Genomic DNA, 12,962 nt, shown 5'->3' with positions numbered 1-12,962 from the left:
CCGACCCGGCAAGCAGTGGGTCGCAAGCCGGGTCCGGTCGTTCGCGATAAGGTCCGCCCCGTCCGCGTCGACCCGACCGTCCGGACCACTGGCAATACGACGGGCGAACCAGGAGGGCTGGGCTTTATTTTCCTCAGTCCCGGAACCCCCTCCGACCCTACCGCGCTATCGAGCTGCACCCGGCGACAATAAACCAAAGGGAACATGCGATAGCTCTCGACCTCCTGCTCCTCGCCATCGGCGGGATCGTGCTGGTGATGGGTCTGTTGGCCGGCCTCATCAGCAACCGGACATGGATTTCCGAGGTAACCCTGTGCCTGCTGTTCGGGGCCGCGATCGGACCATTGCTGAACTACGTGGCGAAGAGCGAGCTGTTCGGAAACGATCAGTATCGCACCTTGCAGGAGGTCGCGCGTATAACGCTGGGCATCGCGGTCATGGGAACCGCGTTGCGCCTGCCGTTCTCGTTCCTGCGTCGTTACTGGCGAGACCTCGCCGTGGTGTTGATGATCGGGCTGGTCCTCATGTGGCTGACGGGCGCGGCGTTTGCGGCGCTGTTTCTGGGCGTAGGCGTACTGCCCGCCCTTCTCATCGGCGCGATCGTAGCGCCCACCGATCCCGTCGTCGCTGCATCGATCGTCAGCAGCCGAGTGGCGGACGAAAAGGTGCCCGCCCCGCTCCGGCACCTCATTTCGGCCGAAAGCGCCGCCAACGACGGACTGGGATTGCTGTTCGTCATGCTGCCGATCCTGTTGCTGACCAAATCGCCCGACGTCGCGATCAAGGACTGGCTCGTGCACGTTCTTATGTGGGAGGTGGCGGGCGCGATCCTGATCGGCGGGGCCATCGGCTGGGCGGCGGGGAAGCTGTTCGTCTGGGCCAAGAAAAAACCCTATTCGGAAGACGAATCCCTGCTGACCATCGGCGTCGCGCTGTCGCTGACAGTGCTGGCCGGGCTCGAACTGCTCGGCAGCGACGGCATTCTCGCCGTCTTCGTCGCCGGGCTGATGTTCAATCGCGGCATCTCGGAGATAGAGACGCGCCAGCATCACCTCCACGGCGCCATCACTCGTTTCTTCGACCTGCCGGTCTTCGTCCTCATCGGGGTGCTACTGCCGTGGAGCGGCTGGATGGACCTTGGCTGGCGCGGGGTGGCACTGGCCCTGGCGCTGGTCGCGCTCAAGCGGCTACCTTGGTGGTTGCTGCTCAAGCCGTGGATCGCCAGTCTGAAGCGGCGCGAGGAAGCCCTGTTTGCAGGCTGGTTCGGCCCGATCGGCGTGGCTGCCGCGTATTACGCCTTGCTGGGGCAGCGCGATACCGGCCTTCACGACCTCTGGACGATCACCAGCCTGGTCATATTTGTCTCGGTGATCCTGCACGGAGTCAGCGCCACCCCGCTCTCCCAACGGCTCGGAGCCCGCCTCGCAGGCGAGGCGAAACAGCAATAGGCCATTGCGGGTACGCGCGACGAACTGGTCGCGATAATTCGCTTCGGCGCGCGTATGAAACCACCTGCCTCATCACACCGAGAGGATGCTGCGTAACAATCGGCCTTCGCACGTTGATGTCCATCGACGCCTAGAAAGGGTCTTCATGCGCATTGCCCAAATCGCTCCCCTTGCGGAAAGTTGCCCTCCCAAACTCTATGGCGGCACCGAGAGAATCGTGCACTTTCTTACTGAGGAGCTCGTGCGACAGGGTCACGAGGTCACGCTGTTCGCATCCGGCGATTCGCAAACCGCAGCGCAGCTGGTGCCATGCGTTCCGCAGGCCTTGCGTCTGGTCGATGGGGCCCACAACCTCGTCCCCCATCACGTAGGCATGGTGGAGCAAGTTCGTCGCCGGCTGGACGAGTTCGATATCGTCCATTTCCACATCGACCTGTTCCATTATCCCGCGGTGATGGGATGGCATACGCCTACGGTCACCACCCTGCACGGCCGCCTCGACATTCCCGATCTGTATGGCTGTTATGACATGTTCTCGGACGTGCCGCTGGTGTCCATTTCCGACCACCAGCGCTTGCCGCTGCCGCCGGTGAACTGGGTGGACACGGTATATCACGGCCTGCCGCAGCAAATGCTGCCCTTCAACCCAGCGGGCGGCGACTATCTCGTTTTCCTGGGACGCATATCGCCGGAGAAGCGTCCCGACCGCGCGATCGAAATCGCGGTGCGTAGCGACAAACCGCTGAAGATCGCGGCGAAGATCGACCCGGTCGATCAGGAATACTGGGACAGTGAAATCCGCCCCTTGGTCGAAGCGCACGACGCCATCGAATATATCGGTGAGGTCAACGAGACGCAGAAAGCGGAGCTGCTCGGCAATGCCGGCGCACTCCTGTTTCCGATCGACTGGCCGGAGCCGTTCGGTCTGGTGATGATCGAGGCGATGTCCTGCGGTACACCGGTGGTGGCATGGCGTAACGGGTCGGTTCCGGAGGTCATGGAAGATCGCGTTACCGGCCGCATCGTCGACAGCATGGACGAGGCCGTCGCGGCGGTCGACGAAGTGCTCGCTCTCGACCGTGCGGAGGTCCGCGCGCGGTTCGACGCCCGCTTCACCGCAGCGCGGATGGCCGAAAACTACGTTCGGATCTACAGGGAACTGGTGACCGCGAAGCTGCGCCAGGCACCGCCCGTGCCCGGGGGATTACGTGCGGGTCGCGCGCGGGGCGAGCATCCCTACACCCCCGGCAGGGCGAGAGACGTTACAGGTATCGAAACCGCGGCGTGAGCGCCGATGGAGGAACGCGCTATCCTTTCACAACCAGAACCTGCCGGCCCTGAGGATCAACATCAGGTCCAATCGGCAAGCTCGATCCAGGAACAGGAACTCCGTGCGGTCAAGCATGGCGATGCCTTTGCCCTGTTCGACCAGCACGGCGATATCGCAGCCGACGAGACCGCGCCGGAGGGCGTCTATTATCGCGATACGCGTCACCTCTCCTTTTGGCGGATGACCATATGCGGTCGCACGCCGATGCTGCTCGGGTCGGCGATAGACGACCGGGTCGATGCGCTGATCGTGGACCTTACGAACGGCAATCTCACCAACCGCGCCGGGAAACGCATTCCAAAGGAGGTGCTTCATTTCGGCAGGATCAAGTTTCTGCACGACGGCAAGGCATACGAGCGGCTGGCAGTGCGCAATTTCGACGATTGCGAACATCGCTTCAGCATCGAATTCACCCTGGGATCCGATTTCCGCGACATGTTCGAAGTGCGAGGAGCGCACCGGGAAAAGCGAGGAAAGCAGCAGGAACCGCGATGTAATGAGTCATCGGTGGAATATGCCTACACCGGCCTCGACGATATCGTACGCCGTACCGCGCTATCCTTCGATCCGGTTCCCGACGCGGTCAGCTCTCACCGGGTGCGCTTCGAAGTCGTTTTGGCGCCGGGCGAACGAAAGATTTTCTATACGATGGCCGCTTTCGGCGATGCCGAGCTGGAGGAACCGGCCCGCGCGTATCTGGAGGCGTACCGGGCATTGCGCGAAGGACGGCGCGATGCGCTGGAGAGCCGTCCAGTGATCGGCTCTTCCAACACCTCTTTCGACACGATGGTCGCGCGCAGCATCGCGGACGTGACCACGCTGACCACGCAGACACCCCAGGGTCCCGCCGCCTATGCCGGCATACCCTGGTACTGCACGCTGTTCGGGCGGGATTCGCTCATCACGGCGTTGCAGATGCTCTGGTACGACCCCTCTCTGGCGCGCGGGACCTTGCTGCGGCTGGCCGAACTACAGGCAAGGACCGACGATCCGGTGGCCGATGCGGAAGTCGGCAAGATCCTGCATGAAACGCGGCACGGCGAAATGGCGAATACCGGCGAAGTGCCGTTTCGACATTATTACGGCAGCGTCGATTCCACGCCCCTGTTCGTGCACCTGGCGGGGGAATATTTTCGCCGGACGGGAGACGAGGATACGATCGATCGCCTGTGGCCCCATCTGGAGGCGGCCACAGGCTGGATCGATCGATCCGGCGATCGCGATGGCGACGGTTTCTTCGAATACGGGCGCCGTAACGAAAACGGCTTGCGCAATCAGGGGTGGAAGGACAGCCACGACGCGATTTCGCATGCCGACGGCCGCCTCGCCGAGGGGCCTATCGCGCTCGTCGAGATGCAGGCCTATGTCTATGGTGCCTGGCAGGCAATGGGCGACCTCGCGGCTGCCCGCGGTAACGGAACCGCAGCCGGCGAATGGTGGGACAGGGCCGCCGAGCTCAAGAGCCGGTTCGCCGATACCTTCTTCGACAGCGAGATGGGTTGCTATATTCTCGCCCTCGACGGGGAGAAGGAACCGTGCCGGGTGGTTTCCTCCAATGCAGGACATGCATTGCTGACGGGTATTGCGACCAAGGAACATGCCGAGGCGGTGGCCGCGCGGTTGTTGAAATCGGACTGTTTTTCCGGATGGGGCATCCGCACGCTGTCGCGGCGCGAGAAGCGGTACAATCCGATGAGCTACCACAACGGGTCGATCTGGCCGCACGACAACGCCCTGATCGCCGCCGGTTTCGCCCGCTACGGCTTGCAAGAGGCCGTGAACAAGGTGTTCAGCGCGTTGTTCGAGGCATCGTTCTATTTCGACCAGCAGCGTTTCCCGGAACTGTTCTGTGGCTTCGGGCGCAAATTCGGTCGCGGGCCGACGTTATACCCCGTGGCCTGCGCACCGCAGGCCTGGTCGAGCGCCGCGCCGATCTACATGATCCAGGCGATGCTCGGAATGTCGATCGAGGCCCCCGACCAGGTGCGCTTCCGCAAGCCGCGTCTGCCCGAGGTCATGTCGCAATTGTCGCTCGACCGGCTGACCTGCGGCGCGGAAAGCGTCGATCTGGATGTGCGGGAGATGGGTCCGGCGACCAGCGTCTTCGTTCGCCGCGGGGACGAGGCTCTCGATATCTCGGTGATGATCTGACCCTCAGGGCGAAAACCCCGGTGAATTCCCATACGCATTGACATCCAGCTGATGGCGCAGCTTGAGTGCATCGTCGGCTGACGGTATCGCCGAACGCTTCGTGGCGGTCACGATGGGAGAGAAACCGATGAACGCACCCAGCCATACCAGGGCTGCCTTTGCCAGCGTGACCACGCTGTTTTTCGCATTTGGACTGATCACGTCGCTGGTCGACCCGCTGGTGGCGGCGGTGAAGAGCATCTTCACGCTGTCTAATTTCGAGGCGCAGCTGACCGCCTCGGCGTTCTTCATCGCGTATTTCTTCTTTGCGATTCCAGCCTCCCTCCTGGTCGCCCGGTTGCGTGCCACGCCATCGATCATGCTGGCGATCGCCTTCATGATTCTCGCCTGCCTTGTCATCATGGGCTCCGCCAATGTCGCGACCTATGTCGGCGTGCTGGCTGGGCTGTTCGTGCTCGCTGCGGGCATCACAATCCTGCAAGTCGCGGCGAACCCCCTGGCCGCGTCGCTCGGCCCGCCCGAGACCAGCCACTTCCGCCTCACCTTCAGCCAGGCGTTCAACTCGCTCGGCACCGTGGTCGGCCCGCTGCTCGGAGCCAAGCTGCTGCTGGAAGGGGTGGAGACGCACGACACCGTCCTGACCGGCGCGGCGCGAACCATGGCACTGGGGTCGATCACCACCAGCTTCCTGATCATTGCCGCCATGTTGCTGGCCCTGGGCGCATTCATCTTCTGGTCGCGCAAGCGAATCTCCGCCGCCTCTCCCATGCGGCCGAAGGCGCTATCCATCGGCGCAACGCTGTCACAAGTCGCTGGATCGCGCTGGGCGCTCCTCGGCGGGCTCGCGATCTTTCTCTATGTCGGGGCCGAGGTCGCGATCGGCACACAGATGGTGCTGTTTCTGCACGACGATTCCGTGTGGGGCATCCCGCTGCAGGACGCGGGTTATTTCGTGAGCCTGTACTGGGGCGGCGCGCTGGTCGGGCGCTTCGCCGGGTCGGCGCTGTTGCGGGTCGTCCCCGCCCCACGGCTGCTGGCTACCGGAACCGTCGTCGCGGCGGCGCTGTGCCTGTTCGTCCTGTCGATCGGCGGCGTACCGGGCGGCTATGCCGCGCTTGCGATCGGGCTGTTCAACTCGATCATGTTCCCCGTGATCTTCACTATCACGCTCGAACGGTCCACCGCATCGGAGGCCGCAACCTCCGGCTTCCTGTGCACCTGCATTGTTGGCGGCGCAGCGATACCGCCGTTGACCGGCGCGGTCGCCGATGCCGCCGGCTATCAAAGCGCGTTCATCGTCCCCATGATTTGCTATGTGATGTTGACGCTATTCGCGCTGATGGCCGGGCGCGGCCGCACGGATATCACCCCTCCCGCGACCGCATCCGTTCACTGACGGGGTGAGCGTGACGGACAAGCGCGTCACCTCACTGGACGTCGCGGAGGCGGCGGGGGTCAGCCAATCCACCGTCTCCCGCGCGCTTTCCGGCGCCCCCTCGATCGGGATCGCGACGCGCACCCGGGTGGAGGAGATCGCGCGCCAGCTCGGCTACCACGTCGATCGCCGTGCGGCACAACTTCGCAAGGGCGAGACGGGGACCATCGCGATCGTGGTTGTGGGGCGGGCGGGCGAAGACCCGCTGGCGGTAAGCCAGTTCCATTACGCCCTGCTCGGCAGCACCTGCGCCGCCGCCGCCCAGCGGGGGCTGCGTTCGCTGGTATCCTTTCAGAGCGAGCCGGACGATTTTTTCTGGCACTACCGGGCGGAGGGCCAAGCCGACGCGCTGATCGCGATGGGGACCAGCCTCAATCGACCTGCCTGGCTGAACCTCGCCCAGGCGCGCGATGTCGGGTCGCTCGTGACATGGGGCGCCCCCTTCCCCGAACTGCCGTGGGTGCGGGCGGACAATGCGGCGGGCGGCGAAATGGCCACCAGGCACCTGATAGCGCGCGGTCGCCGCCGGATCGCGTTCGTCGGCGCGGTCGACGAACTCCACCCGCAGTTTCGCGAGCGGCTGATGGCCTATCGTTCGACGATGGCGGAGGCCGGACTAGCACCGATCGAGGTATTGGACGCCACCGGTGAGGATCGGCTGGCGCAGGGCCGGATCGCCGCGAAGACGCTGCTCGAAGGCTCTGCGCGACCCGACGCCATCTTCGCCGCCAGCGACGCAATCGCGATCGGCGTGCTGGAGGGGCTGGCACAGGGCGGCGCAAGGGTTCCGGAGGACGTCGCGGTGGTCGGCTTCGACGGGTTGGGAAGCGGGGTGCATACCAGTCCGGCGCTCACCACGATCGAGCCGGATTTCGCCCGAGCAGGTCAAATGCTGGTCTCGCAAGCCCTGGGCGACAGCGGTGCGGGGACACGGGTACCAGTCAATCTGGTGGTTCGCGACAGCTGCGGCTGACGAACCACGATTTTCCTACTTCGCGCCAGCATGGCAAGGCTGCGCGCGGGTCCGGCCTGTTGGATTCGCGTAGCCGCGAAGGAGACAGCCGTGCCGCCCCCCATTCCAGACCGCTTTCGTGGCGCTGCGCGGGCGATGAGCGCCGGCGCGATTTGCGCGACCGCCGCCCGCCTCGATTGCGAAGAAGCCGCGATCCGTGCCGTCATTGCCGTGGAAAGCCGCGGGGGATTCGACTCCTCGAGCCGTCCCGTAATCCTGTTCGAGCGGCACTATTTCCATCGGCTGACCCATGGTCGGTTCGATACGCTCGCGCCCGGTATCAGCCACGCGAGACCCGGTGGCTACGGGCCGCGCAACTTGCAGTACGATCGTCTGGCGGACGCGATGGAACTGGACCGTGCGGCCGCGCTGCGCTCGGCCAGTTGGGGCGCGTTCCAGATCATGGGCGACAATTGCGAAATCTGCGGCTTCCCGAACACCGAAGAATTCGTCGCGGCGATGTGCGAGGGGGATGACGCACATCTCGCGGCATTTGCCGCGTTCGTCGAAAGTAGCGAGCTCGCCATTGCTTTACGACGCCATGACTGGGCAGCGTTCGCACGCGGGTACAACGGACCGGCCTATCGCCGGAACCGGTACGACGAGAAGCTTGCCACCGCTTACGCACGGGAAAGGATGCCGCCGGTGCGGACGTTGGCGATGGGAGCGCGCGGCGACGCGGTCAGGGCGCTGCAGCGTCGCCTTGCCTTGCGGGTCGATGGCGTTTTCGGCCCCGTCACCCGCGCCGCGGTTTGCGCCTTCCAGAAGGCACACGCGCTGAGCGCAGACGGTATCGCGGGCCCGAAAACCTGGAATGCCTTGCGGGGATAGCGCCCTCGCCTCTTACCGCGCGAGAGGGTATGGGCGGGCCATGCAGGATATCCTGGTTATCGGAGGGGGCGTCAACGGGGCCGGGATCGCACGCGATGCGGCGGGTCGTGGCCTCGCCGTCACGCTGGTCGAGAAAGACGATCTGGCCGCTCACACCAGTTCCGCCAGCACGAAGCTGGTCCATGGCGGTCTGCGCTATCTCGAGCAGTACGAGTTCCGCCTGGTACGCGAAGCGCTGGCCGAACGCGAAGTGCTGCTGCGGATCGCGCCGCATATCGTCTGGCCGCTACGCTTCGTGCTGCCGCACGATGCCGGCCTGCGACCGCGCTGGATGCTGCGCGTCGGGCTGTTCCTTTACGACCGGATCGGCGGGAAACGGACCCTGCCGGGCAGCCGCGGCGTCGACCTGAGCAAGCCGCCCCACGGCGGCGTGCTGCAGGACCGGCTGAAGCGCGGCTTCGAATATTCGGACTGCTGGGTCGAGGATAGCCGCCTGACCGTGCTGAATGCGATGGACGCATCCGAGCGCGGCGCGGATATCCGCACGCGCACCGAATGCATCGCGCTGGAGCGGATTGCGGACGGCTGGCACGCGACGCTCTCGACCGGCGAGACAATCGCGGCGCGCGCGGTGGTCAACGCGGCAGGCCCGTGGGTGGACGATGTCGCCGCGATGGGCGGCGTGAACGAGGCGCACCTGCGGCTGGTGAAGGGTAGCCACCTGATCGTCCGGCGTCAGTTCGAGGGCGAGCAGGCCTATATCTTCCAGAACGGCGACGGACGGATCTGCTTCGCCATTCCCTACGAGCACGATTACACGCTGATCGGCACCACCGACCAGTTGTTCGAAGGGGACCGGAACGATCCCGAGATAAGCGCCCGCGAGCAAACCTATCTGCTCGATGCCGTGAACGAATACTTTGCCGACCCGGTCACCCCGGACGATATCGTCTCGACCTATTCCGGTATCCGCCCGCTCTACGAAGACGAATCGGCCAGCAACTCGACGGTCACCCGCGACTATGTTTTCGCGATCGATGCGCCCGATGGCGCCGCGCCGCTGCTGTCGGTCTATGGCGGCAAGATCACCACCTATCGCCGGCTCGCCGAACACGCGCTGGAAAAGCTGGCCGCCCATCTCACCGTTTCGGGGGAGGAGTGGACGGGCAACGCGCCCCTGCCGGGCGGACGCATGCCCAACGGCTTCGACGCATTCGTGGCCGATACGGCCCGCCGTTATCCGTGGATGGGTCCGCGCATGCGGCTGCGGCTCGCCCGCGCCTATGGCAATCGGATGCACCGCTGGCTCGGCGAAACGCATGGCATGGCCGACCTCGGCGCGCGCTTGGGCGGCGATCTCTACGCCGCCGAACTCGCCTATCTGGCGGAGCATGAATTCGCCCGCACAGCGCAGGACGCTCTATGGCGACGATCCAAGCTTGGCCTGCATTTGACGGCCCGCGAGATCGCGCGAGTGGAGCGCTGGTTCCAGGAGCAATATCCAGACTTCGCTTGATTGTGCATGGAACGGGGCCATGTGATGGGGATTGTCAGTGCGACTCCGCACAGCTCCGACCCCATAAGGAATTCATGTCCGCACCCTTGCCGCTCGACCGTACCCGCATCCGCAAAGCATACCGGATGGAAGAGAACGCCTGCATCGAGGAACGGCTGCGACAAGCGCAGGCGGCGCATGAGCGCCATGCCGAAACGTCGAAGCTGGCGGTCGCGCTGGTGGAGAATGCCCGCAGCCGCGATGTCGGTGGAATCGACGCGTTTCTCCATACCTATGGCCTTGCGACCGAGGAGGGCATCGCCCTCATGTGTCTGGCCGAGGCGTTGCTGCGCGTGCCCGACGGCGCTACCGCCGATGCCCTGATCCGAGACAAGATCGGCGAAATCGACTGGCGCGAGCATCTGGGCGAATCGAGCTCTACTTTCGTCAACGCCGCCACCTTCTCCCTCATGCTGACCGGCGAAGTGCTGGAAAAGCCGAAGGTTTCGCAAAAGGGCATGCGCAAGACCCTGCGACAGACGGTCAATCGGCTGGGCGAACCGGTCATCCGCACTGCTACGCTACAGGCGATGCGTATCCTCGGCGGCCAGTTCGTGTTCGGCCGTACGATGGGCGAAGCGTTCAAGCGCGCCGCACCCGAACGCGCAAAGGGCCTGACCCACAGCTTCGACATGCTGGGCGAGGCGGCGATGACATTCGCCGACGCCGAGCGGTATCGCCTCGCTTACCAGGATGCGATCGAGCGGCTGGCGAACGAGAGCGACGGCACCGTCACCGGTAGCCCGGGCATCTCGGTCAAGCTGACGGCACTCTATCCCAAATACGATTTCTTCCACGCCGACGCGGCGCATGATGCGCTGATCCCGATCCTGACCGATCTCGCCAGCCAGGCGCGCGACGCCAACATCCATTTCAATATCGACGCCGAGGAAGCCGAGCGGCTGGAACTGTCGCTCGACGTGTTCGAGACGTTGGCGGCGGACGATGCGCTGTTCGAACGCGAGGACGGCACGCGCTGGGAAGGGTTCGGCCTGGTCATTCAGGCGTACCAGAAACGCGGCGTTCCGCTGTGCGAATGGGTCGCCAAGCTTGCCCGTCGCCATGATCGCCGCTTCATGTGCCGGCTGGTCAAGGGTGCCTATTGGGATACGGAAATCAAGGTGAGCCAGGTCGGCGGCTATACCGATTTCCCCGTTTTCACCCGCAAGATCGCGACCGATGTATCCTACCTCGCCTGCGCCAAGGCGCTGCTGGAGGCGCAGGATGCGATCTACCCTGCCTTTGCCACGCACAACGCCTACACGATCGCGGCGATCAAGACGATGGCGGGCGCAGCCGGACGCCGGAACGAGGACGAGGCTTCCTACGAGTTCCAGCGCTTGCACGGCATGGGGGAAGAACTCTACGCCGCGCTGGCCGAGAAGGAAGGCAATGCACGCACGCCGGTGCGGATTTACGCGCCGGTGGGCAATCACAAGGATCTGCTCGCCTATCTGGTGCGTCGCCTGCTGGAGAACGGGGCCAACAGCTCCTTCGTCAACCGCATGGCGGATTCCGATATTCCGGCCGAGGAGCTGGCGGAGGATCCGGTGGCGAAGCTCGCCGCGATGGAGCCCAAGCGCAATCCCGAAATTCCCCCGCCGCGTGACATCTTCCCCGGCCGGATCAACAGCGCCGGGATCGATCTTTCGGATCCGCTGGTGCGCGAGCCGTTGCTCGACCGGTTGAGGAAGCTGGAGAGCGAACACTGGTTCGCCGGCCCCACCTTCCCCAGCAACGATCCGGGCGAAATGGCACCGATCAACGCGCCGCAGGATTTGGGCGACGAAGTCGGAACGCGGCGCGACGCGACCGAGGGCGAAGTCGCCTTCGCCATCACCGAGGCGCGCAACATCCAGCCCGGCTGGAATGCGCTGGGCGGCGAGAAACGCGCGGTGCTGCTCGAAGCGTGCGCCGACATGTTCGAGGAACACTCCGACGAATTCCTGAGCCTGTGCCGCCGGGAGGCGGGCAAGACCATCCTCGATGCCGTGCTGGAACTGCGCGAGGCGGTCGATTTCCTGCGCTATTATGCCAATCAGGCGCGCGAGAAGTTCGAACATCCGGTGCCGTTCCCCGGCCCTACCGGTGAAGAAAACCGGATGACGATGGCGGGCCGCGGGGTCTTCGCCACCATCAGTCCATGGAACTTCCCGCTCGCGATCTTCACCGGCCAGGCGGCGGCAGCGCTCGCTGCTGGCAATACCGTGGTGGCGAAGCCGGCCGAACAGACGCCGCTAGTCGCGGCGTTCGCGGTCAAGCTGTGTCACGAGGCGGGTATCCCGCCCGAGGCGTTCCAACTCCTGCCTGGCTCCGGCGAAGTGGGCCAGTTCATCACGAACGACGTGCGCCTCGCTGGCGTGTGCTTCACCGGCAGCACCGGCACCGCGCAGGCCATCAACCGCGTGCTGGCAGCGCGCGAGGGGCCGATTGCGACCTTGATCGCCGAGACCGGTGGTCAGAACGCGATGATCGTCGATTCGACCGCCCTGCCCGAACAGGTCACGCGTGACGTCGTCGCCTCGGCGTTCCAGAGCGCGGGTCAGCGCTGCTCGGCCCAGCGGATGCTGTATATCCAGGACGACGTCTACGACGAGATGCTGGAGATGATCCGGGGCGCCTTCGAAGTGCTCGAAGTCGGCGACCCCGCCGAGTTCAGCACCGATGTGGGCCCGGTGATCGACACCGACGCGAAGGCCGCGCTGGAACGCCACGTCGCTCGGCGCAAGAAGGCAGGGCACACGATCTGGCGTCGGCGCCTGCCGCGCAAGCTGTCCAAGGGGTGCTTCGTCGCACCGACGATCATGGAACTGCGCTCGATCTCCGACCTCAGGCGCGAGAATTTCGGGCCCGTGTTGCACGTCGCGCGTTTCCATTCGAGCGAGCTCGGCCAGGTGGTGGAGGATATCAACGACATGGGTTACGGGCTGACGGCCGGCCTCCACAGTCGTCTCGACAGCACGCGCCGGTTCGTCGAGGAGCGGATCAAGGTCGGCAATTTCTACGTCAACCGCAACCAGATCGGCGCGGTCGTGGGCAGCCAGCCCTTCGGCGGTGAGGGTCTGTCAGGGACCGGCCCCAAGGCGGGCGGGCCGCACTATATCGATCGCTTCGCGGTCGAGCGGGTCGTAACCATCGACACCACCGCGGCGGGCGGCAACGCCACGCTGCTGGCGCAAGGCAGCTAATCCATGGCCGAT

Annotated in this window: 8 protein-coding genes; all 8 read left to right on the top strand. The window is 64.8% G+C overall.

The window, feature by feature from the left end; all coding sequences use genetic code 11:
* Positions 1–257: 257 nt before the first annotated feature.
* The 8 genes from F7D01_RS08845 (at position 258) to putA (ending at position 12,950) form a co-directional block, all read left to right on the top strand.
* Positions 258–1,448 carry a sodium:proton antiporter gene (locus F7D01_RS08845; RefSeq protein WP_215227250.1) on the top strand — a complete coding sequence of 397 codons (1,191 nt, stop codon included), beginning with the start codon at positions 258–260 and terminating at the stop codon, positions 1,446–1,448.
* A 145-nt stretch (positions 1,449–1,593) separates the two neighbouring features.
* Positions 1,594–2,736: a glycosyltransferase family 4 protein gene (locus F7D01_RS08840; protein WP_215227249.1), complete on the top strand. Its 1,143-nt coding sequence runs from the start codon at positions 1,594–1,596 to the stop codon at positions 2,734–2,736.
* A gap of 6 nt (positions 2,737–2,742) precedes the next feature.
* The gene (locus tag F7D01_RS08835; protein ID WP_215227248.1) at positions 2,743–4,929 is read left to right on the top strand and encodes an amylo-alpha-1,6-glucosidase; all 2,187 of its coding nucleotides are present in this window, start codon (positions 2,743–2,745) and stop codon (positions 4,927–4,929) included.
* Positions 4,930–5,041: 112 nt separating this feature from the next.
* Positions 5,042–6,325: a glucose/galactose MFS transporter gene (gene gluP, locus F7D01_RS08830; protein WP_371819719.1), complete on the top strand. Its 1,284-nt coding sequence runs from the start codon at positions 5,042–5,044 to the stop codon at positions 6,323–6,325.
* Between the two features lie 10 nt (positions 6,326–6,335).
* Positions 6,336–7,337 carry a LacI family DNA-binding transcriptional regulator gene (locus F7D01_RS08825; protein ID WP_215227247.1) on the top strand — a complete coding sequence of 334 codons (1,002 nt, stop codon included), beginning with the start codon at positions 6,336–6,338 and terminating at the stop codon, positions 7,335–7,337.
* 90 nt (positions 7,338–7,427) lie between these two features.
* Positions 7,428–8,207, top strand: a complete 780-nt coding sequence (locus F7D01_RS08820) for an N-acetylmuramidase domain-containing protein (RefSeq protein ID WP_215227246.1) — start codon at positions 7,428–7,430, stop codon at positions 8,205–8,207.
* Positions 8,208–8,247: 40 nt separating this feature from the next.
* Entirely contained in the window at positions 8,248–9,723 is a 1,476-nt protein-coding gene (glpD, locus tag F7D01_RS08815) for a glycerol-3-phosphate dehydrogenase (protein WP_215227245.1), read from the top strand.
* Positions 9,724–9,797: 74 nt separating this feature from the next.
* Positions 9,798–12,950, top strand: coding sequence for a bifunctional proline dehydrogenase/L-glutamate gamma-semialdehyde dehydrogenase PutA (gene putA / locus F7D01_RS08810; RefSeq protein ID WP_215227244.1), 3,153 nt, complete (start codon positions 9,798–9,800; stop codon positions 12,948–12,950).
* The last annotated feature ends 12 nt before the right edge of the window (positions 12,951–12,962 follow it).

The sequence above is a fragment of the Erythrobacter sp. 3-20A1M genome (genome assembly GCF_018636735.1).
Classification (GTDB): Bacteria; Pseudomonadota; Alphaproteobacteria; order Sphingomonadales; family Sphingomonadaceae; genus Alteriqipengyuania.
The sequence above is the reverse complement of the archived record's forward strand: the minus strand, read 5'-3'. Positions and strand labels throughout refer to the sequence as shown.

Coding starts and splice junctions, on each gene's coding strand:
- F7D01_RS08845 (WP_215227250.1), top strand. CDS start 258: ATGGGTCTGTTGGCCGGCCTCATCAGCAACCGGACATGGATTTCCGAG.
- F7D01_RS08840 (WP_215227249.1), top strand. CDS start 1,594: ATGCGCATTGCCCAAATCGCTCCCCTTGCGGAAAGTTGCCCTCCCAAA.
- F7D01_RS08835 (WP_215227248.1), top strand. CDS start 2,743: ATGGAGGAACGCGCTATCCTTTCACAACCAGAACCTGCCGGCCCTGAG.
- gluP (WP_371819719.1), top strand. CDS start 5,042: ATGGGAGAGAAACCGATGAACGCACCCAGCCATACCAGGGCTGCCTTT.
- glpD (WP_215227245.1), top strand. CDS start 8,248: ATGCAGGATATCCTGGTTATCGGAGGGGGCGTCAACGGGGCCGGGATC.
- putA (WP_215227244.1), top strand. CDS start 9,798: ATGTCCGCACCCTTGCCGCTCGACCGTACCCGCATCCGCAAAGCATAC.